We start from the raw sequence: 22,965 nt of genomic DNA, 5'->3' as shown, positions 1-22,965 counted from the left end.
CGAATAAGGACGAATGCCCATGAGACGGTTGGTTGCCCTGGCGGTCTCGGTGCTGATCGGGTCCGTGGTCGTTCCCACGAGTTCCGCCGTCGCGCAGGCGGTCCCCGATCCGGTGCGCGCGCTCAAGCGGCAGCTCCGGAACGAGCACGGCGTCCGGATCTCCGAGATCAGCCGCTATGACTTCGGCGGGAAGTCGAAGGTCTCCGGGAGCGGGACCCGGATCAAAGGTGAACTCCAACTCTCCCGGTCGGGCCCTGTGGGCGCGGACTTCACCTGGTGGGACCTTCCTCGGCCGGACGTCACAGGGGGCCCGTCCAAGAAGCCGGCTCCCTACCGTGTGATCCGCGTCGGCAAGAACGTCTACGACGACGCCACCCGGTATCCCGGCCCGGTTCCGGACGGCAAGAAGTGGATCCGGTTCCCGAACGCCCACAGGGGAGGCATGGCCCGGGACATGGCGCAGGACGCCAGCCTGCAACCGATCAACGTGTACGACACGTCCTTGATGAAGGCCCTGCTGAAATGCTCGGCGAGGACGCCCGTCTCCGGCGGGTACCTCTACCGGGGCACCATGAGCTACAGGACGCTGAGCAGGATCTCCAAGGACGCCGTGATCAGCTGGACCTCGGGACGGCGCATCGGTGAGAAGAGCAAGGGGAAGGTCTCGTGGCGGCTCTGGACCGACCGTGACAACCTGCTCAAGCGACTGGTCACCGCCGATAGCGTGCCCGCGGGGAAAGATTCGCTGGTGAAGCGGAGCGACACGCGCTACACCGGCTGGGGATTCCCTCTCGTCGTCACCGCGCCGCCCGCCGATGAGGTCATCGACGAAGATGATCTGCTGGAGTACATCCAGAGGCAGAACGAGCCCATCCCGCCGGACGACAAGAACACCTGAGACGCTCGGGACGGCCGGCGCCGAACCCGGCGCCGATCACCAAGACCCGGCCGGGGAGCGGGGCGCGATGGCGGCTCCGTTTCCCCGGCCGGGGTGTAGCGCGGTTACTTCAAGGTGATGGTGCTGATGTGGGTGCTGCCGTCATTGAGCTTCAGCTGGAACGTGCGGCAGGTGCCGGACCAGGTCTTCTCGGTCTTCCACACGTAGTTGTACCGGCCGTCTCCGTAGCTCAGCTTCGAGTTGCCGGGGCCGGTGGTCGGCTCGGACGCGCCGGTCGCCTTCCCGGTGTCGCAGGCCACCGGCTGGGAGGCCGGGTAGCCGGCGGCGATGACGCCCAGGCCGCGGTCGCCGCCGAGGCCGAACTTGATCGGTACGGCGCTGCCGGCCTTGCCGTTCATCGTCTCAGGGAAGTAGGCCTGCCAGGGATAGACGACCTGGTAGGTCACCTTCGTGCCGGCCGCGTTGCCGGCCTTGTCGGTGGCGTTCACGGTGAACTCGTGGAAGCCCACGGTGGAGGTGTCGAGCGCGCCGCCGTCGGGCACCGTGCCGAGACAGGTCGCGACCCCGGCCAGGTTGTCGTCGCACCGGTAGGACGCGGTCGCGGCCGTCCCGAGCGTGAAGACCGCGCCGTCGGCGGGTGTGGTGAGGGAGATCGTCGGCTTCGTGAGGTCGACGGTCATCGTCACCGCCTTGTCGCCGGCGATCGACACGCCGCGCTCGTTCGCCGCCCGGCCGTCGACGGTCGTGGTGAAGTCACAGGTGGCGTGCGGGAACACGGCCCGCAGCCGGCCGTCGGCGCCGGTGGCGCCCAGGTCACGCGGACCGTTTCCGCAGTCCGCCCGTACCGGCGCTCCGGCCAGCGGCCGGCCGCCGTCGGAGACCGCGGACACCGTCACCGCGTTCAACGCGTTGTGCGCCACCGCGCCACCCACGACGTCAAGGGTGATCTGCAGCCGCTCGGGACTGATGTTGTCCATCGTGTCCGTCGGCCGGTGGTACTGCGGCTCGGTGACGTACGTGCCACCGGTCGGACCGCAGACGGCCGGCGGGGTCGGCGGCCGGTAGTCGAGCCAGATGAACAGCGAGGACGGGATGCCCACGTCGAAGAACGCCTGGTGGTCGCTCTGTCCGAGCCTGCAGTTGCGCAGTCCGTCGAAACCGGCGCGGGCGGCCCCGTTGTACGCCTCCTGGACCACGTGGTTCGACTGGCCGTTCGGGGTCAGCGCCCACAGCCGGGCCGGCTCGTACGGCGTGCCGACCATGTCCATCTGCCACTCGCCGACGAAGCGCGCCTTCTCCGCCGCGGTCAGCGTGTTGACGTACGCCCGCGCGCCGAGGAGGCCGCCCTCCTCACCGCCGAAGCCGCCGATCCGCAGCTCCTTGTCCAGCGGGTACTGGCTGAGGACCCGGGCGATCTCCAGCGAGACGCCGTTGCCCGAGGCGTCGTCGTGGGCGCCGGGCGCGCCCAGCACCGAGTCGATGTGCGCGCCGACCATGACGATCGGAGCCTTGGTGCCGTCCGGGTCGCCGACCGCGTGCCGGATGCCGATGACGTTGGTGCCCATCGGGTTCGCGTACTGGTTGGTCGCGACCCGGAGCGTCAGCGGGCCCTTGTCCAGCAGGTCCTTGATCCAGGTGGAGTGCGCGCTGCCGCCGCCCATCACCGGGATGTTCGGCTGGGCCGTGGTGAGCGTGAACGACGGCGGCGCGCTGTTGCCGGTCGCGTAGGCCAGGATGACCGCGGCCGCGCCCTGGCTCACGGCGTTGACCACGGCGGTGTTGCGGACCGCCGCGGTGGTGCTGTAGTCCATCAGCACGATCTTGCCGGCGGTGTCGGCGGGGAAGTCCGCGGCGGACTGGCCGGTCTTGGCGTAGACGACCTGTCCCTCCACGGCGGCGTCATCGCCGGTGAACTTCGCGCTGGTCGACGCGCTCATCTGCCAGTTCGGTCCTCCCGGCAGGTCGGCGTTCGGGGACGTGACCTTCGCGACGTTCTTGGTCGAGACCGGGCCCCATGACTGGAGGGTCACGTCGAAGCCGTAGGACTTCAGGACGCCGCCGATGTACTCCGCGCCCTGCCGCTCCTGCGGGGTGCCGTTCAGCCGCGGGCCGATGTTCACGGCGAGCTGCCGGACATGGCCGACGGAGTTGGCCGAGTCGAACCGGTCGACGATCTCGTGGTCGTAGTCCTTCAGCGGTGCGCTGGTCGCGGTGGCCGTCAGGTCCGCGCCTGACGACCCCTGGTCCTGGACACCGCCGGTGGCGGTGGACACGGTCCCGAGGACCAGCGCCGCCGCCAGGCCGCCGACGACGGTGAGCCGCCTGAGCCGAGGGGGGTGGTGGAATGAACTCCTCACAGAGGAACTCCCTGATACTGGCGGACGTGGAGGTCCGCGTGGCGTCCTCGCCCTTTGGGGCGCAAGGGAGGGGACAAGGTGCGCGATTAGTACCAGGCTGGTAAAACAGGCGTCAATAGCCGCATTACCCCTGACATAGGTGACCGCTGGCGGCGATCTCGCCTTCCGTGAGAGAGCGCGGGCTCCTTGCCGTGAAGAGCGTCAGCGATGGATGGCGACGGGGGCGGGTGGGGCGTGGCCGGGTGTCGGTCTCAGCGGCCGGCGCACTGGACGCAGGTCGTGGCCGTCGGGCGGGCCTGGAGGCGGGGGAGGGGGATGGGGTTTCCGCAGCGGTCGCAGAGGCCGTAGGCGCCGCGGCGGAGGCGTTCCACGGCGTGGTCCAAGGTGTCCAGGTGGCTTCTGGCCTGGTCGAGGAGGGCCTGGACGTGGGCGCGTTCGAAGGCGATGGTGGCGCCCTCGGGGTCGTGTTCGTCGTCGGTGGCGACGAGCGCGGCGGACGTGACGATGTCGTCCCAGGCGCGTGTCAGCACCTCGATGCGCGTCACCGTGCTCACGCGCTCCGCGGTGAGGAGGTCGCGCAACGCCGTCTCCTCCTCGGTGGAGAGGGCACGGGGCGGCCGCTCGGCCATCACGCCCACCAGGCTACGCCCCGGCGGCGCGGGAACAATCGCCGACGATGCCCGCCGGCCTGGAGGTTCCGGTGCTCAGGCGGGCTAGCCGCAGTGCTTCCACTTGCCGGTCGGGGTGCCGCCCTCGACGGTGGGCTGGGAGCCGATTCTGAGGGTGCCGGTTACCTGGACGCAGAGGCGGTCGGCGGGGGCGAAGACCGGGCCCGCGAACCACTTGTACTTCGGGCTGCCGTCGGCGACGCCGATGTCGGGGGCGTCGTACTTCTTGTTGCGGTTCCTGTCCACGAGGAGGGAGACGTACATGTAGCTGGTCTTGCCGATGTAGGAGGTGGCCACCCGGGCGATGGCGCACTTCCGGTGCGCGGTGGGGCTCTGGTACAGCGTGACCGTGCCGTACGCCTTTCCGTCCTTGGCCCCGTGCGAGATGGAGTATGTGGCGACCTTGCGGTAGGAGGCGCCGCACGAGCCCTGGGGAAGGGCCTGCGCGGGCGTGGAGGACACGAGGGTGAGGGCGGCCACGGCGGTCAGCGTCACGCCGCTCGCGCCCCAGCGAGTGATCTTCAAGGGGGTCCCGCCTGCACTTGTCGCTGATGGCGACGAACCATCATCACTAAGTCATTGGACCATCACGCTAGCACGCCCGTCTCCGGATGGATCTCCCCTTTCATGGCGTTCCGATCGAGCCTCGCCGTGCGCGGGAACGGGGCGGGCTCAGGGGGCGGGTGGGGCGAGGGTGCCGAGGTGGGCGACGTCGTCCGGGGTGAGGGAGAGGGCGGCGGCGGCCATGTTCTCTTCCAGGTGGGCGCGGGACGACGTACCGGGGATCGGCAGCATCACGGGGGAGCGGTGCAGCAGCCAGGCCAGCGCCACCTGGGTGCGCGTGGCGCCCAGACGGCCGGCCACCGTGCCGATCGGGTCGGCGGCGCCGGTACGGGTGCGGGCGACGGGGAGCCACGGGATGAAGGCGATTCCCTCCCGTTCGCAGTGGTCGAGGACGGCCTCGGAGGCGCGGTCGGCCAGGTTGTAGCGATTCTGCACGCTCACGATCGGCGTGATCTTCCCGGCCTCGGTGATCTGGGCGACGGTCACCTCGGACAGCCCGACGTGACGCACCTTGCCCTCGTCCTGGAGGCGGCGCAGCGCGCCGATCTGGTCGGCGAGCGGCACGGTCGGGTCGATCCGGTGCAACTGGAAGAGGTCGATGCGCTCGACACGCAGCCGCCGCAGGCTCAGCTCGGCCTGCTGGCGCAGGTACTCGGGGCGGCCGAGCGGGATCCAGTCGTCGCCGGGGTGGCACTGGCCGGCCTTGGTGGCGATCACCAGGCCGTCCGGGTAGGGGTGCAGGGCCTCGGCGAGCAGCGTCTCGTTGTCGCCGAGGTCGTAGGAGTCGGCGGTGTCGATGAACGTGACGCCCAGTTCGACGGCCCGCCGGGCGATCGCGGCCGAGGTCGCCCGGTCGTGCGGGGTGGGGCCGCCGCGCAGGCGCATGGCGCCGAACCCGAGCCGGTTGACGGTCAGGTCGCCGCCGATGGTGATGGTGCCGGCGGCGTTGGAAGTGAGCACGGTTCTCCTCGGGATGTGCCGGTGGGGCCGTGGGCCGGTCACCGGGTAGGCGTGACGGGTCAACTCTGCGGGCGGCCGATCCGTAAGGACAAGCGAGTCTTTGTGGAGTCGAACGCGTAGCATTCCTACGATGTTGAATCTCGATCGGTTGCGGGTGCTGCACGCCGTGGCGACCACCGGGTCGGTCGTCGGTGCGGCGCGCACGTTGCACGTCACCACCTCCGCCATATCTCAGCAGGTCGGCCGGCTGGAGCGTGAGATGGGGCAGCTGCTGGTCGAACGGCGGGGCAGGGGCGTACGGCTCACGGAGGCGGGCGAGCTGCTCGCCAGGCACGCGGGCGAGCTGCTGGCCCACGCGGAACGGGTCGAGTCCGGCATGGCCGAGCACCGCGGCGTGGTCGCCGGGTCCCTCACGATCGCCGCCTTCGCCACCGCCGCGCGCGGCCTGCTGCCCGGCGCGCTGCGCGACCTGCGCGCACGGCACCCGGAGCTGTCGGTGGCCCTGGCGGAGCGCGAGCCGCACGAGGCGATCCCCGACCTGCGCCGGGGCAGGCTGGACGTCGCCGTCGTGCAGGACTGGGCCGAGGACGTCACGCCCGCGCCGGACGGCCTGACGCGGCGCGACCTGCTGGACGACACGTTCGACGTGGCGCTGCCGGACGCCCACCCTCTCGCGGGCCGCGATCGCGTCGCGGTCGGGGAACTGGCCGGCGACGACTGGATCGGCTGGAGCACCGGCCAGATATGCCACGACTGGCTCGTGCGCACCCTGCGCGCGGAGGGCGGCGAACCCAGGGTCGTGCACACCGCCTCCGAGCACTCGACGCAGCTCGCGCTGGTGGCCGCCGGGCTCGGCGTCGCGGTGATCCCCAGGCTGGGCCGCGAGCAGGCGCCCCCGTCGGTGCGGTACGTCCGGATCGACCCGCCGCCGATCCGCCGCGTCTTCGCGCTCTGGCGGGAGAGCGCGGCCGGCCGCCCGGCCATCGGCGCGGCCGTCGCCGCCCTCCGCCGCCAGGCCGCCGCCGTACCGTCCGCGTGAGCGGCGCGCCCGTCCGGACCGCTCTACGGCGCGGTCGTGTCGTTCGGAGCGCGCATGGGCGGGGCTAGTCCCAGCGCTGGGCGTTGGAGTCGTTCAAGGTGCCCGGCTTGTCGGGGATCACGCAGAACAGGAGGCCGGCCGGGTCGCGCATGACCCACCAGTGGCCGTTCACGTGGCTCACCCGCGTGGCGCCGAGCCTTTCGAGTCGCGCGACCTCCGCGTCCAGGTCGTCGGTGTGGATGTCGAGGTGCACCCCGCTCGGCCCCTCGCCGAGCTTCTGGACGAGCAGCCCGAACGCCTCGCCGGGCAGCCGGGCGCCGTGGTATTCGGGATAGCGCTCGATGTGGTGCAGCGCCTGGCCGCTGGCGCCCTGCCAGAACGCGAGCTCCGCGTCGTGGACCTCCTCGGGGACGTCCACCACGGCCTTGTAAATCCTGCTGTAGTGCGGCATGGGGTTCCTTCCACGCGTACGCCTCGGATCGACCACGATCATGGCCTGTCGTACCGGCCCCGCGCACCCTCCTCCGGCGGGGGCGGTGGGAGACGGCGGGGGCCGGTGAGCAGAATGGGATCTCCGCGGAGCACGAGGAGGCGCGAATGAACGACGCGATGCGGGCCGGGACGGTCACCATCACCGGTCACGAGAAGGCCGAGCTTGAGGCTTACCTGGCGTATCCGCTGCACGACGGCCCCCGCGGCGGCGTCGTGGTGATCCACCACATGCCGGGGTACGACGAGGCCACCAGGGAGATCGTCCGCCGGTTCGCGGCGCGCGGGTACGCGGCGATCTGCCCCAACCTGTACTCCCGGGAGGGCGCGGGCGTCGCCCACGACGACCAGGCCGCCGCCGCGCGGGCCAAGGGCGGCATTCCGGACGAGCAGCTCGTCGGAGACGTCGCCGGGGCCGTGGCGCACCTCAACTCCCTCGACCACGCGAACGGCAAGATCGGGGTGATCGGGTACTGCTCGGGCGGCCGGCAGACCTTCCTGGCCGCCTGCTCGCTGCCGCTGGACGCGGCCGTGGACTGCTACGGCGCGTTCGTGGCGAGCGACTCGCCCGCAGGGTACCCGCTGCAGGCGACGTCGCTGCTGTCCAAGGCGCCCGATCTGTCCTGCCCGCTGCTCGGGCTGTTCGGCGCCGAGGACGCCCATCCGTCGCCCGAGGAGGTGGCCAGGCTGTCCGCCGAGCTGGACAGGCTGGGCAAGGAACACGAGTTCCACGTCTTCCCGGACGCCGGCCACGGGTTCTTCGGCGTCGACCGCCCCGGCTACCGCCCGGCCGCCGCGGCCGAGGGCTGGAAGAAGGTCTTCGCGTTCTTCGGCCGCCACCTCGGGGCCTGAGGGGAGTCCGGCATGTGCACGTACCTGACCGAGACGTTCGAGCTCGACGGCGCCGGCAAGGGCGGCTCCGGCTGGTTCACGGTGAAGCAGGGCATGGTCTACGTCGACCACCCCTACCACGCCTGCCACGAGCACACGGTGAACATCGACTTCACCAACCCGTCGGAGGGACCCTCCGCGCGGGTGGCCGTCGAGCTGACGGAGGAGTCGGCCCTGGCCCTGGTGGAGGCCATCCAGAAGGCGCTGGCCGCCGCGCCTCCCGGGATCGCCTCCGGGCGCCGCGGCGGCTAGGCGGCCCGGACGAATCCGCCGCGCTCGTTCCGTACTGGAACGGCGTGGCCGTCGGCGGTTCCGCGCGGCGGGACGGATCATGGGCGTGACCGGGCGGGTGGCCGCGGGAATGCCTCGCCGCCGCGCGATGTCGAAAGACACGTGACGGAATTTCGGCAAGGGGACGGACCGCACTCCGGACGGACCACATGGGGGTGGCGGTTCGACACCCCGCTGCGCGAGTTCCTCCGCACGGAGACGGGCAGCGCCGCGATCCTGCTCGCCGCCACGCTGGCCGCGCTCGTGTGGGCGAACCTCGCCCCTCGCTCGTACGAGGCGATCTGGGGCACGCACCTCTCGGTGAGCGTCGGCGGCGCCGGAGTCGCGCTGGACCTGCGGCACTGGGTCAACGCGGGCCTGATGACGCTCTTCTTCTTCGTCGTGGGCCTGGAGGCCCGCCGCGAGTTCGACATGGGCGAGCTGCGCGACCGGCGCAGGCTCCTGCTCCCCGTGGTGGCCGGCGTCGGCGGCATGCTGGTCCCGATCGCGGTCTACCTGCTGTTCAACGGGGGCCGGCCGTCGGCGTACGGCTGGGGCGCGGCGATGTCCACGGACACGGCCTTCGCCCTGGGGATGCTCGCCCTGGTCGCCTCCCGCCTGCCCACCCGCGCCCGCACGTACATGCTCACCGTCACCGTCGTGGACGACCTGGTGGCGCTGGCCGCGATCACGCTGTTCTACAGCCGCGACGTCTCCTGGCCGGGGCTCGTCGTCGCCATCGCCATCTTCGGGCTGACGCTGCTGGTCAAGGCCGCCCGCCTGCGCAGCGGGCTGATCTACGTGCTGCTCGGGGCCGCCGCCTGGGTGGCGCTGCTGAAGTCCGGCGTCGAGCCGGTCGTCATCGGCCTGGCCATGGGCCTGCTGACCTACGCCTCGCCCGCCGCCCGCTCCGACCTGGAGCGGGCCTCGGACCTGTTCCGGCTGTTCCGCGAGCAGCCGACCGCCGAGCTGGCCCGCTCGGCCAGCCTCGGCGTCGCCAAGGCGATCTCGCCGAACCACCGGCTGCTGCAGCTCTACCACCCCTGGACCGGCTACGTGATCGTGCCGCTGTTCGCGCTGGCCAACGCGGGCATTCCGATCAGCGGCGCCTTCGTGGAGCGCGCCCTGCGCTCGCCGATCACGCTCGGCATCTTCTTCGCCTACGTCCTCGGCAAGCCGGTCGGCATCGCCGGGGCGACGTGGCTGGTCACGCGGCTGAGCGGGGGGCGGGTGCGGGCACCGGTCGGCTGGGCGGCCCTGGTGAGCGGGGGCACGATCGCCGGGATCGGCTTCACGGTGTCGCTGCTGATCGCCACGCTGGCCTTCGAGGGGCCGCGGCTGGAGGAGGCCAAGTTCGGCGTGCTCGCCGCCGCGCTGGCCGCCTCCCTCCTGACCTGGCTGGTCTCGCGGCTGACCTCCCTGCTGCCGCGCCCGGTGAAGATCCGTGCGCTGCTCGGCACCGCCGAGCCGATCGTGGACCTGGCCGCGCCCGTGGACCCGTACCGCGACCACATGCGGGGCCCGGAGGACGCGCCGGTCACCCTCGTCGAGTACGGCGACTTCGAGTGCCCCTACTGCGGCCAGGCCGAGCCGATCGTCCGCGAGCTGCTGGCCGGGTTCGGCGACCTGCGGTACGTCTGGCGCCACCTGCCCTTGCAGGACGTCCACCCGTCCGCGCAGCTCGCCGCGGAGGCGGCCGAGGCGGCGGCGGAACAGGGGGCGTTCTGGGAGATGCACGACATCCTGCTCGACCACCAGGGTGCCTTGCTCGTCACCGACCTTCTCGCGTACGCCGAGCGGATCGGGCTGGACGTGCAGCGGTTCCACGAGGACCTGGAGGGCCACGCGGGCGCGGAGCGGATCGCCGAGGACGTCGACTCCGCCGACCTCAGCGGGGTGTCGGGGACGCCGACGTTCTTCGTCAACGGGCGGCGCCACGAGGGCGCCTACGACGTGGCGACCCTGTCGGCGGCCGTCCGCACGGCGAAGGCGCGGGCGTACGCGAGCCGGTCGTGAGCGCCCGGGTCAGAGCAGGGCGGGAAGGCCGGTCACGCCCGGCAGGATGTGGGTGTGGCGCTCGGCGCCCAGCGTGACCGCGTCCAGCTTGCCGGTCAGCACGCCGACGACGAACCCGGCGCCGGCGTTCGTGCCCGCCTGGAGGTCGCGGACGGTGTCGCCCGCCACCAGCACGCGCGAGACGTCGTGGACGCCGGTCGCCTCCATCGCCCGGAAGATCATGTAGGGCGCGGGCCGCCCGGCGGGGACGTCGTCCACGCACACCACGGCGTCCACCACCGTGGCGTCCCAGCCGAGCGTGCCGAGCAGGCCGGTGGTGACCTCGCGGTCGAAGCCGGTGGTGAGCGCGACCTTGACCCCGGCGGCGCGGACGCGGGCCAGCGCCTCGGGCACGCCGGGCAGGGCGACCGGCGGCCGGTCGCGGTACGCCTTGTCCAGGCGGGCGCGGAAGTCGGCGAAGGCGGCGTCCACGGTGGCGTCGCCCACCGGGCCGAGGTGATCGGCCAGCAGGTGGGCGACGGCCTCGCGCTTGCCGGCCCCCATCCACCGCTGGATGTCCGTGGTGGACGGCCGCCCGCCCGCCGCGGTGACGGCGTCGGCGAGCGCGTCGTAGACGGCCCCGTACTCCTCGACGGTCGTGCCGGCGATGTCCAGGACCATGAGTTCGATCGTCATGTGCCACCTCGGTCGGGGTGCGCGGCCGCGGGGTCGGGCCGCCGGGAACGGCTGAAGGACGGGTGCGCCCGCTGGGCGTTCTCGATGGTGAAGGTCACCAGGTCGGGCCGGTAGCGGTCGTCGGAGTACTCGCACGGCTCGCCGGACTCGCCGGACGCGCGCCGCAGCTCGCGCAGTAGCGGCGCGCCCTCGGGGACGCCGAGCAGCGAGGAGTCGAGGGGATCGGCGGCGACGGCGTCGAAGACGTGCCGGGCGACGGCGAGGGCCACGCCCCGGGCCGCCAGGTAGGCGTAGACGGATCCGGAGCCGGGGTCGAAGTCGAACAGCAGCCGGCCGACCGGCTCGGCGAACGCGGTGCGCTCGATCATGGCGGGCCTGCCGTCCAGCAGGCGCAGCCGCAGCAGCTCGACCACGGGCTCGCCCTCGTCGATCTCCAGGGCGTCGGCGACCTCGGCGCGGGCGGGCCTGCGCGCGATCTCCAGCAGCCGCTGGCCGGGCACGCGGCCGAGGCTCTCGGCCCAGCGGGTGAACGACAGCAGCGTCTCGAACGGCTGCGGCACCGGGCCGCCGCGCACGACGGGGGGACGGCCCCGGCCGCCGCCGATCAGCCCCTCGGCGCGCAGCGCGGCGAGGGCCTGGCGCACCGGGCCGCGGGAGGCCGACCACTGGGCGCAGAGCCGCGACTCCGAGGGCAGCGGGTCGCCGGGGGCGAGCAGGCCGGCGGCGATGCGGCGGCGCAGGTCGTCGGCGATGCGCTGGTGCAGGGGGTCGTCCACGGCAGTTGACTATACAGGTCAGCGATGTCCACGCAAGGTGGCGATAGGCGGGTTCAACAGGGCAAATGAACGGCAGGCCAACATCGCCGGCGTGGGTTGACGGACGGTCGTCGGCTCAGAGAGCCTACTTGTCATGACAAATGGACTCCTCCGGCGGCCGGAGCGGGCCGACGTGGTCGTGGTGGGCGCCGGCATCGTCGGCCTCGCCCACGCCTGCGAGGCCCTCGCCCGGGGCAGGTCGGTCGTGGTCGTGGAACGCGACGAGCGCGCGGTCGGCGCGTCGGTGCGCAACTTCGGGCACGGCTGCGTCACCGCCCAGGACGGCACCGCGCTCGCCTACGCCAGGACGGCCAGGGAAACCTGGGTGCGCCTGGCGAGGTCGGCCGGGTTCTGGCTGCGCGAGAGCGGCACGGTGGTCCTCGCCCGGGCCGAGGACGAGATGGCCGTGCTGGAGGAGTTCCACGCGCTGCGCGGCGACGAGGCCGTGCCCCTGGACCGCGCGGGCGTCGAAGCCCGCGTGCCCGCGGGGCCGGACGTCGTCGGGGGCGCGTGGCTGCCCATGGACGTCCGCGTGGACCCGCGCGAGGCCGTCCCCGCGACCGCGGCCTGGCTCGCCGCGCGGGGCGTGCGCTTCCTGTGGGGCACGGCGGCCCTCGCCGTCGAGCCGGGCCTGGTCCGCACGAGCAGGGGAGACCTGGCGGCCGGCCACGTCGTGGTCGCCGTCGGGCACGACGTGGACCGGCACTTCCCCGAGATCGCCGACGAGGCGGGGCTGGTCCGCTGCGGCCTGCAGATGATGCGGGTGCGCGGCCCGGCGGCGGGCGCCGTGGACGCGGCCGTCCTCAGCGGGTTCTCGCTGATGAAGTACCCCGGCTTCGCCTCCTGCCCGTCGCTCTCCGCCCTCCGGGACCGCCTGACCGGCGGGCACGCCGAACTGGTGGCCGCCGGGCTGAACCTCATGCTCACCCAGCGCCCCGACGGCGACCTCACCGTCGGCGACACCCACACCTACGCCCGCACGCTCGACCCGTTCGGCCACGAGCACCTGGACGAGGGCATCCTCGCCCAGGTCGCGAACCTGCTCGGCACTCCGCTCACCGTGCGGGAGCGCTGGCGGGGCGTGTACGCCTCCGCGCCCGGCCGCGACTTCCTGGTCGCGACCCCGGCCCCGGGCGTCCGGGTGGTCTCGGTGACCTCCGGGGTCGGCATGACCACGGCGTTCGGGCTGGCCCCGGCGGTCCTGGACGGACTGCTCGCCTAGGTCTGCACGGCCGGGTTGCCGCGCCAGCGGGCCCGCGGCGCGACCTCCTCGCCCTTCATCAGGAAGGAGTCGGCGTCGAGAACCGCGCCCTCGCCCATGGTCACGCCGTAGTGGACGAGGGCCTTGGCGCCGATCGTGCATCCACCGCCGATCACGATGCGGTCGGACTTGAACGTGCCGTCCTCCAGGGAGTGGGCCTGGATCAGCGCCCCCTCCGACAGCGTGCAGTCGCCGCCGACGGACACCAGGCTCCGCTCGGGGATGTGGCAGCCGTCGTCGAACACCCGCGGCCCGAGGCGCACCCCCAGCAGCCGCCAGAGCAGGTTCTTGAACGGGGTGCCGTTGTAGACGTCCAGCAGGGACGTGCCGCTCAGCTTCCAGAACCGCTCGTGCCACCAGTAGTACGGCTGGTAGATCGAACAGAACCGCGGGCGCAGCGCGCGGAAGCCGGTCGCGGTGTGCTCCACCAGCGCCAGCAGGAGCGCGGAGAAGACCAGCGTGCACACCACGTCGACGGCGACGACGGCGGGGCCGAACCGCCCGTACAGGCTCGCCGCGATCATGGCGAGCAGCGTCGCGCCGAAGATGTAACCCCACCGGACCAGCAGGTACAGGCCGATGGTGATCGCGTTGTGCCGGTTCTTGGCCGCCAGGCGGCGGCGGAGCTCCTCCCCGGTCTTCATGTGGTCGAAGCGGCTGTCGCGCTGCACCGAGCGCGGGATCTCGAAGCACGGCGAGCCGAGCAGCCCGACGTCGCGCCGCACGGGCCCGTCCACCGGGACCATGACCTTGGTCGCGAGCAGGCAGTTGTCGCCCGCCCTGCTCTGCGACGGGTAGGCGACGTCGTTGCCGAGGAACGTCTGCTCGCCGATGGTCGCCGGGGACAGCCGGAACGAGGTGCCGGAGTAGTCCGCGTTGATCAGTGACAGCCCGTCGGAGACCATCGTGCCCGTCCCGACGGCGGCCAGGTACGGCGACTCGTGCTTGAGCTCAAGACCGAAGTTCGACCCCGTCTGGCTCGCCCGGGACAGGTCGTAGCCGAGGCCGCGCAGGAAGTGGACGATGAACGAGCTGTCGCCGAACATCCGCATGAGGAACGTCGTGTTGGTGAGGCGGCCGACGGTCCGGTGCGCCCAGTAGTGGAAGCCGTAGAGCGGGTAGACCCGGCCGGGCGTGAGCACGAGGTTCAGCAGCCGTGGAACGGTCATGACCAGGAGGAACACCGCGGCCACACCGCCGAGGAACAGCAGCAGCGACGCGGCGAGCGCCGCGTTGACCAGGCCCCACCCGGTCGTGCCGCGGCCGTCGAGCCCGGCGGGTTCGAGGACGAGCACACCGAGCAGGTAGGAGCCGGCCACGGTCAGCGGCATGGCCAGCAGCAGCGTGCCGAGCAGTTCCAGCAGGCAGAACCGGAACCGGCGCGCCACGCCGCAGGGGGCCGGGGGCGCCGCGCGGTAGTCGGCGCCGCCGGGCTGGGCGGGGGAGCCGTGCCAGCGTTCCCCGGCCGGCACGGTCTGGCCCTCGTGCAGCGAGGAGGAGTGGCCGAGCTGCGCCCCGTCCCCCATCCGCGTGCCGATGTCCAGGACGGTGAACTCGCCGACGAGCACGTCCCGGCCGAGCGTCACCGGCCCGGTCTCGATCATGCCCGCCCGGGCCCGGTAGCAGGAGAGGTACGCGTCCTTGCGGATCACCGTCCCCGCGCCCACGGTGAGCAGGTCGGTGCACACCGGGACCCGGCGCGAGAGGATCACCGCACCCGGGCCGATCCGCGCGCCGAGCGCCCTGAGGTACATCAGGTAGAGCGGGGACCCGGCGAACAGCACCATCGGGCTGTGGCGCACGAGCGTCTTGACCGTCCAGAACCGCAGGTAGGCGAGGGTCCAGACGCGGACGCGCCCGGGTTTCCACCGGCCGACCAAGGTCCACTTCGCCGCGACCGGCAGCAGCGACAGCCCGGCGAACAGTGCGCAGCCGCACGCCAGCGCCCGCAGGTAGAGCTCGGCCGGGTCGTCGGTGCCGTCGAGCCACGTGTAGCAGGCGGTCACCGCCAGCGCGCCGGCGTAGGCGTAGCCGAGGAACAGCAGCAGTTGCAGCACCCCGCACAGCAGGTACCGGGCCGTGCCGCCGCGCGGCGCCGCGAGCTCGGGCGCGCCGGGCTCGGCCGGCGCGAGAGCCGGGGCGGTCTCGGTGAGGGCCCTGGCCAGGCTCCGCACGGTCGGGTGCAGGTAGACGTCCTTCATCGACACCGGCGGCAGCGTGCCCTCCTCGCGCACCCGGGCGCAGAAGCGTGCCATGAGCATCGAGTTCGCGCCGAGCCCGTCGAAGAAGTGGTCGTCGACCGAGACCTGGTTCTGGTGGACGACCCGCGCCAGCGTGTCGGCGAGGATCTTCTCCGCGACCGTGCCCGGCGCCGCGTACGGGGTCCCCGAGGACGTGCCCCGGGGCCCGGTGGGGGCGGGGAGGCCCGCGCGGTCGGCCTTGTCGCTGGGCAGCATGGGGACGGCCGCCAGCCGTTCCAGGTACGCGGGGATCATGTAGCGGGGAAGGCGGCGGCGCAGGTGCGCGTAGATCTCCTCCCGGTCCGGGCCGGGGGCGTCGCCGCCCGCGCTGTAGTAGGCGACCAGTTCGGACACGCCGGGCTCCGGCTCGTGGGTGCCGGCGACCGCCTGGGCGACGCCGGGCACCTCCAGCAGCACCGCCTCGATCTCCGCCAGCTCCACCCGGTACCCGTGGATCTGCACCTGGCCGTCGATGCGGCCGTGGTACTCGATCTCGCCGTCCTCGGTGACCCTGCCGAGGTCCCCGGTCCGGTAGATGCGGCCCGACGGGTTGTCCGGAAGGCCCGCGAAGTCGGGGACGAACGCCCGCGCGGTCAGGTCGTCCCGGTTCAGGTACCCCCGGGCGAGTCCGACGCCCGCGATGCCGATCTCGCCGAGCTCGCCCGGCGGCAGCACGCGGGGCCGGTCCGGGTCGAGGATCACCACGGAGTAGGTGGGCAGGGGCACGCCCAGGGTCACCGGCCTGCCGGGGTGCAGCGTGGTCCAGGTCGCGGTGACCGTGGCCTCGGTCGGCCCGTACACGTTGAGGAACCTGCGGCCGGGGCGGTGCCAGCGCCGCACGAGGTCGGGCGGGCACGCCTCGCCGGACACCAGCAGGAAGCGCAGGCCGGGCACGTCCTGGTCCAGCGTGGCCAGCAGCGTCGGCACGCAGCACAGCGCGGTCACGCCGCGGTCCTGGAGGAACTCGCGCAGCTCACGGCCGACCAGGCTCGTGCCCGGCGGCTTGGGCACCAGCGTGGCCCCGGACATCAGCGGCACCCAGATCTCCTCGACCGAGAAGTCGAAGGCGATCGTCATGCCCTGGTACACGCGGTCGTCGCGCCGCAGCCCGTACGCCTCGGCGGCGACGCGCACGAAGTTGCAGATGGAGGCGTGCTCGACCGCCACCCCCTTGGGGCGGCCGGTGGAGCCGGAGGTGTAGACGATGTAGCACAGGTCGTCGGGACGCTCGCCGCGCTCCTCGCGGGTCAGGCGCCGGCCGTCCTCGGCGGCGACGGCGTCCTCGGCCTCGTCCAGGCACAGCGCGACGGCTCCGGGGACGCGGTCGCGCAGGTGGGAGAGGGTGAGCACCAACCGCACCGCGGCGTCGCCGAGGATGTGGGCGAGCCGGTCGGCGGGGTAGCCGGGGTCGAGCGGCACGTACGTCGCGCCGATCTTGAGCACGGCGAGCATGCCCTCGTAGGCCGGGGCGCCGTGGTCGAAGAGCAGCGCGATCCTGTCGCCGGGACGCGCGCCGCGCCGGGCGAGGTGGCGGGCGAGCCGGTTGGCCCGGGCGTCCAGCTCGTCGTAGGTGAGCGGGACGCCGTCCGCGTCCACGGCGACGCCGCCGCGGCGCTCGGCCCGCAGCCGGTCGCACATCTCCTCGAAGAGGACCTCCAGCCGGTCCCGCCCGCGTCCGGGCCGTCCGGGCCGCCCCATGCCCGCCGGGGCGGACACGGTCGAGCTCCGGACGTCCCTGCCGCGCCCGGCGGGCCACCACGGCCGCCGGGCGTCCTCGACATCGGCCTGTCTGGTCATGCTGCCTCCGTCACCCCAGGTGCGCCTTGTCGCGGTCCTCAGGCCGCCACCGGGCAGCACTCCTCGATGGCGTCGATCAGGATGGAGCAGGCGGTGTCCACCACGTCGGCGGTCACGTTGAGCGGGGGAAGGATCCGGATCACGCAGTCGTCGCGCCCGCCGACCTCGATGACCAGGCCCCGGCGCAGCGCGGCGGCCTGCACGCGGCGGGCCGCGTCGGTGGCGGGGGTGCCGTCCCGCGGGCCGGCCAGCTCGACGCCCCACATCAGGCCGGCGCCGCGCACCTCGCGTACCCACGGGTTCTTCTCGGCCAGCGGGGCCAGCAGCCCGGCGACCTGGTCCCCGCGCCTGCGCACGTTGCCGAGCACGTCGTCGCGGCGGATGATCCGCACGGCCTCGGCCCCGGCCGCGAACGCGAGTTGGTTGCCGCGGAAGGTGCCGATGTGCGCGCCGGGCTCCCAGACGTCGAGCCGACGGTCGTACAGGATGACCGCGACGGGGACGCCGATGCCGCTCAGCGCCTTGGAGGCGACGATCACGTCCGGCTCGACGCCGTAGCGCTCGAAGGCGAACCACGTGCCGGTGCGCCCGCCGCCGGTCTGCACCTCGTCCACGATCAGCGGGATGTCCAGCTCGCGGGTCAGCTCCCGGACGCGCCGGACGAACTCGGGCCGGGCCGGGACCGCGCCGCCCTCGCCCTGCACCATCTCCATGATCACCGCGGCGGGGCGGCCGACGCCGCCGTTGCCGTCCCTGAGCGAGCGTTCGAGGTAGGAGGCGCAGTTGGTGTCGCACGTCTCCGGGGCCAGGTCCAGCGGGCAGCGGGCGCAGTAGGAGTAGGGGAAGAAGTGGACGCCCGGCACGCCGTCGGCGACCGGCGCCTTCTGCCGCACGAGGCCGCTGACCGCCATCGCCGCGTGGCCGCTGCCGTGGAAGGCGCCCTGGAAGGCGACGACGCCGCCGCGCCCGGTCGCGGTCTTGCACAGCTTGAGCGCGGCGTCGACGGCGTCGCCCCCGGTGGGGCCGCAGAAGTGCAGCTTCATGCGGTCGCGCAGCGGCTCGGGCAGCATGGACAGCTGGGCCTCGGTGAACGCGTCCTTGGCGGGGGTGGGGAAGTCGAGGCCGTGGGTGAGCCGGGTGAGCTGCGCCGTCACGGTCCGCACCAGCTCGGGGTGGTTGTGCCCGAGCGAGAGCACGCCCGCGCCGGTCAGGAAGTCGATGAAGACGTTGCCGTCGACGTCGCGCAGGAAGCTGCCGGAGGCGTCGGCGACGGCGATGGGCAGCCGCCGCGGGTACGTGCGGGCGTTGGACTCGCGCCGGTCCTGCCGGGCGAGCAGTTCCGCCGAGCGCGGGCCGGGCAGGTCGCCGCCAACGCTCGGGCGCACGAATATGTCGTCTTTGGCGCTGCGCTCGGCGAGACTCATCGAGACTCTCCTCCCAAGGGTGCGGACGTGCTCGTTCCTTTCAAAGGCGTAGCGGCGTGCCGCGGGTCATGCTCACCATTACAGATTAACCAGGCATTTCGGAAGTCCTGCCCCGGGGACCGGTCAGGGAAGCGACGCCGCGGTGCCCGGCGACGCGACGGCGTTCGCGCCAGGACGGCATGGCAGGCGCGAGCCGGGAAGTCGCGCGGAATTCGCCGCGATAAAGCTCGCCGCCGGTAAACCGATGCCCAAGGCAGGCGGTCACGGGCGATGGTCCGTCCAGCTCAGCGGCCATACGCCCGGCATAAGCCACGCGTGCTCGCCGGTGGTCGATCTTCGGGGTAACGCGGCGAACGCCCATCTTCGGCAATCGGGACAATGCCGTGGACGCCAGCAGCGGGGTCGGCGGGTAAAACAAAACCCGGGCGGCAAAACGGTGACGTAAAAGGGGTGTGTGTGGCGGCGCGGAAGGGCTCCATCAAAGCCCGGTCATGGGACGGCGGCGGCCCCGTTCCAGGGTTTTCCAGAAAGGCCCGCGGCGCTCACGGGCCTTTCTCCACGCGGGCTCGCCGGGAAACCGCCTTTCCGCGCCGATGACCGGGCCCGGCGCCATTCCTTGCCGGCACGCGGGCGGGCGGGGGCCGGGTGGCCGGTCTCCAGGGCAACCCTTGATCGTGTGGCCGGATCCGCTGATCTTTGGTGTGGTCTTCGTAGATTCGTGCGTGACCCGCGCCCGCGGACCGCCCCGGCCGCCCGAGAGGCGAAGATGGGGACATGCGGGCGTCCCGGTTGATCTCGGCGGTGTTGCTGCTGCAGTCGCGCGAGACGATGACGGCCACCGAACTGGCGCGCGAGCTGGAGGTCTCGCCGCGCACGATCGTCCGCGACATGACGGCGCTGTCCGCCGCGGGCGTGCCCGTCTACGCCGACCGGGGCCGCCACGGCGGCTACCGCCTCGTCGGCGGGTACCGCACCCGGCTCACCGGCCTCAGCCGCCCGGAGGCCGAGGCGCTGTTCCTGTCCGGGCTCACCGGTCCGATCCACGACATGGGGCTCGCCGACGCGGTGTCCTCCGCCCGCCTGAAGGTCCTCGCCGCGCTCCCGCCCGGCCTGCGGGACGCCTCCGCGCGGGCCGGGCAGCGTTTCCACCTCGACATCCCCGGGTGGTTCGCCGACGCCGAGCCGCCGCCGCTGCTCGCGGAGCTGGCCCGCGCGGTCTGGGAGGACCGGACCGTCGAGCTCGGGTACCGGCGCGGCGACCGCGAGGTGACCCGCGTGGCCCGGCCGTACGGGCTCGTGCTGAAGAGCGGCGTCTGGTACCTGGTGGCGCACGTCCCCGGCCCCGGCGAGCGGGCGACGGCCGAGGAGTGCAGGACCTACCGCGTGGACCGGGTCCTGCGGGTCACCCCCACCGGCGAGCGGTTCACCAGGGACGACACGTTCGACCTGGCGCGGTTCTGGGACGCCGGGGTGGCAGGGTTCCGCGCCGCGCTGCTCGGCGAGCGGATCACCGTGCGGCTCACCGCCACGGGCGTGCGCGCGCTGCGGTACGCCGTCGAGCCGCCCGCGGCCGGGGACGCCCTGGCCTCGGCGGGCGAGCCCGACGCGCGGGGCCGGGTGGTCGTCCGCCTGCCCGTCGAGTCGGTCGAGGTGGCCTACACCGTACTGCTGCGGCTCGGCCCGGAGGCCGAGGTCCTGGACCCTCCTGAGCTGCGCGCCCGCATGGGCGAGGCCGCACGGCGCATGGCGGCGCTGTACGGCGAGGCCGGCGGTCAGCGGTAGGCGGCGACGTCCGCCGGGCTGCCGTCGTCGATGTACCTCCACGCGTCGGGACGGCTGCCGTCCACGTCGGTGAAGCCGTACACCGTCACGTACACCGTGGCGCCCGCCGCGCCGAGTTCGCGCGCGATGCCCCGTCCGGCGCCGCGCGTGCCCCCCGCGACCAGCGCCACCTTTCCCGTCAGCGGTCGTGTCGTCGTCATGGGACCGATGCTGGCACCGATACACGACATCCTCTGTCCTCTTTTCCGGGCGACCTGGGGCTACCCGGGTACATCAAAGCTTTGCGCTCCCCTGGGGGTATCGGTGCTCAGCGGGGGGCGGAGCGATCGTTAGCAGGCATAGCCTGTCTTATGCCGACCTGCGTGCTGGGCGCGCTCAGGTCGGCGTGAGGCACGGGTGAGCGGCACATGACAGTGAGCACCTCCAGAACCCGGCGGACACGCGGGATCCCCGCCGAGGTGACGAGTTTCGTGGGGCGCCGGCGGGAGGTGGCCGAGATCAGGTCACTGCTGGCGAAGTCCCGCCTGGTCACCCTGACCGGGGTCGGAGGCGTCGGCAAGACGAGGCTGGCCGCCCGCGTCGCGGCCGAGGTGGGCCGCGCCTTCCCCGACGGCGTCTGGCTCGCGGAGCTGGCCACGCTCGACCATCCGGACCTGCTCGCGCAGACCCTGACCGACGTGCTGCGGCTGCGCGAGGGCTCCGGCGGCTCCAACCTCGACCGGCTCGCCGACCACCTGGCCGACAAGAAGGCGCTGCTGATCCTCGACAACTGCGAGCACATCCTCCACGAGTGCGCCGTGCTGACCGAGGAACTGCTCGCCTGCGCGCCCGAGCTGCGGGTGATCGCCACCAGCAGGCAGCCGCTGCACATCGGCGGCGAGCGGACGATGGCGGTGCTCCCGCTTCCCCTCCCCGAGGCCGGCGGCCGGCCGCTGTCCGTCGACGCGCTCGCTCAGGTGGACGCCGTGCGGTTGTTCGTCGAGCGGGCCGAGGCCGTGCTTCCCGAGTTCGCGGTCACCGAGGCAAACCGGGACGCCGTGGAACGGATCTGCCGCCGCCTGGACGGGATCCCGCTGGCCATCGAGCTCGCGGCCGTACGGCTGCGCGCCCTGTCGCTCCGGCGACTGCTCGAAGGGCTGGACGACAGGTTCCGGCTGCTCGCCTCGGGGTCCAGGGCGGTGCCGCCCCGGCACCAGACGCTGCGCGCCATGGTCGACTGGAGTCACGAGCTCTGCACCGAGCCGGAACGGCTGCTCTGGGCCCGCGCCTCGGTGTTCGCCGGCGGCCTCGACCTGGAGGCGGCCGAGGCGGTCTGCTCCGGCGACGGCATCGCCCGCGAGGACGTCATGGACCTGGTCAGCGGGCTGGTGGAGAAGTCCGTGCTGCTGCGCGAGGAGCATCCCGGCGAGGTCAGGTACCGCCTGCTGGAGACGATCCGGCAGTACGGCAGGGACCGGCTCGCGGAGTCGGGGGCCGAGGAGGAGCTGCGCCGCCGTCACCGCGACTACTACCGCGACCTGGCGCGCCAGGCGTACGACCACCGGTTCGGCGGCGCCCAGATGGAGTGGCTGACCCGGCTGCGGCTGGACCACGCCAACCTGCGGGCCGCGCTCGCCTCCTACGCCGAGGACGCAGGGCCGGAGGAAGCGCGCGACGGCCTCACCATGGCCGCCGACCTGCTCTTCCACTGGAGGACCGGCCACCACGTCCGCGAGGGACGCCGCTGGCTCGACCGCGGGCTGACGTTCGTCGCCGAGCCGGGCGAGCCGCGCGCCCGCGCGCTGTGGAACGCCGCCTGGCTCGCGATCATCCAGGGCGACTTCGCGGCGGCCGTCGCGATGCTGGAGGAGAGCCGCCACATCGCCGAGGAGCTCGGCCTGGACGGGGTGCTCGCCTACGTCACGCTGCAGTCGGGCATGGTGGCGCTCCACCAGGGCGACACGGGAGTCGCCGCCAAGATGTTCGAGGAGTCGCTCGCCGGGCACCGCGCCGCCCGCGAGGAGGTCGGCCAGGTGATGGCGCTGAACCGGCTGTGCCTGACCTGCTCCTTCGAGGGCGACTCCGAACGCGCCGTGGCCTACGGCGAGGAGGCCCTGCAGATCTGCGACGCCAGGGACGAGACCTGGCAACGGGCGTACGCCATGATGGTGCTCGGCGTCGAGGCCTGGCGGCAGGGGGACTGCCCCCGCGCCGCCGAGAGCGTGAAGCAGGGCCTGCGCGTCGCCGGCCCGCTGGACGACTGGCTCGGCGTCGGACTCTGCCTGGAGGTGCTGGCCTGGATCGCCACCGGCGCCGGCGCCCACGAGCGGACCGTCCGGCTGTTCGGGGCGCTGGCCGCCATCTGGCGGGCCGTGGGAACGCCGCTTCCGGGGTTCGGGCATCTGGGCCGCTACCACGAGGAGACGGAGGCACGGGCCCGCGCCGCGCTCGGCGAGCCCGCCTACCGCGCCGCGTTCACGCAGGGGGTCCGCATGTCCCTGGAGGAGGCGCTGACCTACGCCGTCGAGGAGCCGGCGTGCCCCGCCGCGCCCGAGCGCGAGCCGGAGCGGGCGCCGTCCCCGCTGACCCGCAGGGAGACCGAGATCTCGGGGCTCGTCGCCGAAGGGCTGAGCAACAAGGAGATCGCCGCGCGGCTGGTGATCGCCCAGCGCACGGCGGAGGGGCATATCGAGCACATCCTGAGCAAGCTGGGCTTCCACTCGCGGGCGCAGATCGCGGTGTGGGTCGCCGAGCAGCGGCGCGCCTACGAGGGCCGCGAGGACGGCTCCGGGTCCTGACGCCGATTCCGGCACGAGCGATCTCGACCGCTGCCGGGCCTC

18 protein-coding genes are annotated in these 22,965 nt (G+C 73.0%); 8 read left to right on the top strand and 10 right to left on the bottom strand.

The annotated features are described in order from the left end of the window. Positions 1–19: 19 nt before the first annotated feature. Positions 20–898, top strand: a complete 879-nt coding sequence (locus BJ982_RS02425) for a hypothetical protein (protein ID WP_184876138.1) — start codon at positions 20–22, stop codon at positions 896–898. Between the two features lie 104 nt (positions 899–1,002). Here BJ982_RS02425 and BJ982_RS02420 read toward each other — a convergent pair whose 3' ends face one another. The 4 genes from BJ982_RS02420 to BJ982_RS02405 all read right to left on the bottom strand — a co-directional run bounded on the left by BJ982_RS02420 (position 1,003) and on the right by BJ982_RS02405 (position 5,447). Next, positions 1,003–3,255, bottom strand: a complete 2,253-nt coding sequence (locus BJ982_RS02420; protein WP_184876136.1) for a PxKF domain-containing protein — start codon at positions 3,253–3,255, stop codon at positions 1,003–1,005. 251 nt (positions 3,256–3,506) lie between these two features. Next, positions 3,507–3,884, bottom strand: a complete 378-nt coding sequence (locus BJ982_RS02415) for a TraR/DksA family transcriptional regulator (protein WP_184888355.1) — start codon at positions 3,882–3,884, stop codon at positions 3,507–3,509. A gap of 84 nt (positions 3,885–3,968) precedes the next feature. Continuing rightward, positions 3,969–4,448: a hypothetical protein gene (locus BJ982_RS02410; RefSeq protein WP_184876134.1), complete on the bottom strand. Its 480-nt coding sequence runs from the start codon at positions 4,446–4,448 to the stop codon at positions 3,969–3,971. A gap of 147 nt (positions 4,449–4,595) precedes the next feature. Beyond that, positions 4,596–5,447, bottom strand: a complete 852-nt coding sequence (locus BJ982_RS02405) for an aldo/keto reductase (protein ID WP_275411767.1) — start codon at positions 5,445–5,447, stop codon at positions 4,596–4,598. A gap of 130 nt (positions 5,448–5,577) precedes the next feature. Between BJ982_RS02405 and BJ982_RS02400 the strand changes: the two genes are divergently transcribed. After that, positions 5,578–6,486, top strand: a complete 909-nt coding sequence (locus BJ982_RS02400; RefSeq protein ID WP_184876130.1) for a LysR family transcriptional regulator — start codon at positions 5,578–5,580, stop codon at positions 6,484–6,486. A gap of 64 nt (positions 6,487–6,550) precedes the next feature. Here the strand turns inward: BJ982_RS02400 and BJ982_RS02395 are convergent, their stop codons facing one another. After that, positions 6,551–6,937, bottom strand: a complete 387-nt coding sequence (locus BJ982_RS02395) for a VOC family protein (protein ID WP_184876128.1) — start codon at positions 6,935–6,937, stop codon at positions 6,551–6,553. Positions 6,938–7,083: 146 nt separating this feature from the next. Between BJ982_RS02395 and BJ982_RS02390 the strand changes: the two genes are divergently transcribed. From BJ982_RS02390 to nhaA, 3 genes are all read left to right on the top strand, one after another. Next, the gene (locus tag BJ982_RS02390) at positions 7,084–7,827 is read left to right on the top strand and encodes a dienelactone hydrolase family protein (RefSeq protein WP_184876126.1); all 744 of its coding nucleotides are present in this window, start codon (positions 7,084–7,086) and stop codon (positions 7,825–7,827) included. Positions 7,828–7,839: 12 nt separating this feature from the next. Continuing rightward, the gene (locus tag BJ982_RS02385; RefSeq protein ID WP_184876124.1) at positions 7,840–8,118 is read left to right on the top strand and encodes a DUF6295 family protein; all 279 of its coding nucleotides are present in this window, start codon (positions 7,840–7,842) and stop codon (positions 8,116–8,118) included. 141 nt (positions 8,119–8,259) lie between these two features. Continuing rightward, a complete protein-coding gene (nhaA, locus tag BJ982_RS02380) occupies positions 8,260–10,152 on the top strand; it encodes a Na+/H+ antiporter NhaA (RefSeq protein WP_184876122.1) in 1,893 nt (630 codons plus the stop codon). 9 nt (positions 10,153–10,161) lie between these two features. On the opposite strand, the gene BJ982_RS02375 is transcribed toward nhaA, so the two are convergent. Beyond that, the gene (locus BJ982_RS02375) at positions 10,162–10,827 is read right to left on the bottom strand and encodes a phosphonatase-like hydrolase (protein WP_184876120.1); all 666 of its coding nucleotides are present in this window, start codon (positions 10,825–10,827) and stop codon (positions 10,162–10,164) included. Then, on the bottom strand, positions 10,824–11,603 hold the full coding sequence (locus BJ982_RS02370; RefSeq protein WP_184876118.1) for a GntR family transcriptional regulator: 780 nt from the start codon (positions 11,601–11,603) through the stop codon (positions 10,824–10,826). Before BJ982_RS02370 ends, BJ982_RS02375 begins: the two co-directional genes overlap by 4 nt. 133 nt (positions 11,604–11,736) lie before the next feature. On the opposite strand from BJ982_RS02370, the gene BJ982_RS02365 reads away from it, so the two are divergent. Then, complete coding sequence (locus BJ982_RS02365; RefSeq protein ID WP_184876116.1) at positions 11,737–12,864, top strand: TIGR03364 family FAD-dependent oxidoreductase; 1,128 nt, start codon at positions 11,737–11,739, stop codon at positions 12,862–12,864. Here the strand turns inward: BJ982_RS02365 and BJ982_RS02360 are convergent. Then, complete coding sequence (locus BJ982_RS02360) at positions 12,861–16,940, bottom strand: Pls/PosA family non-ribosomal peptide synthetase (protein WP_203959409.1); 4,080 nt, start codon at positions 16,938–16,940, stop codon at positions 12,861–12,863. The two genes, BJ982_RS02365 and BJ982_RS02360, sit on opposite strands and share 4 nt — an antisense overlap. Before the next feature lie 38 nt (positions 16,941–16,978). Continuing rightward, positions 16,979–18,364, bottom strand: a complete 1,386-nt coding sequence (locus BJ982_RS02355; protein WP_184876114.1) for an aspartate aminotransferase family protein — start codon at positions 18,362–18,364, stop codon at positions 16,979–16,981. A gap of 774 nt (positions 18,365–19,138) precedes the next feature. Between BJ982_RS02355 and BJ982_RS02350 the strand changes: the two genes are divergently transcribed. Beyond that, on the top strand, positions 19,139–20,146 hold the full coding sequence (locus BJ982_RS02350) for a helix-turn-helix transcriptional regulator (protein WP_184876112.1): 1,008 nt from the start codon (positions 19,139–19,141) through the stop codon (positions 20,144–20,146). Here BJ982_RS02350 and BJ982_RS41075 read toward each other — a convergent pair. Further along, positions 20,137–20,346, bottom strand: coding sequence for a hypothetical protein (locus tag BJ982_RS41075; protein ID WP_239123597.1), 210 nt, complete (start codon positions 20,344–20,346; stop codon positions 20,137–20,139). The two genes, BJ982_RS02350 and BJ982_RS41075, sit on opposite strands and share 10 nt — an antisense overlap. A 258-nt stretch (positions 20,347–20,604) precedes the next feature. Here BJ982_RS41075 and BJ982_RS02335 point away from each other — a divergent pair, with 258 nt between their 5' ends. Beyond that, the gene (locus tag BJ982_RS02335) at positions 20,605–22,923 is read left to right on the top strand and encodes an ATP-binding protein (protein ID WP_239123599.1); all 2,319 of its coding nucleotides are present in this window, start codon (positions 20,605–20,607) and stop codon (positions 22,921–22,923) included. Positions 22,924–22,965 lie beyond the last annotated feature (42 nt).

Origin of the sequence: Sphaerisporangium siamense, from assembly GCF_014205275.1 — a bacterium.
GTDB classification, from domain to species: Bacteria; Actinomycetota; Actinomycetes; order Streptosporangiales; family Streptosporangiaceae; genus Sphaerisporangium; species Sphaerisporangium siamense.
This window is presented reverse-complemented; position numbering and strand designations above follow the sequence as displayed.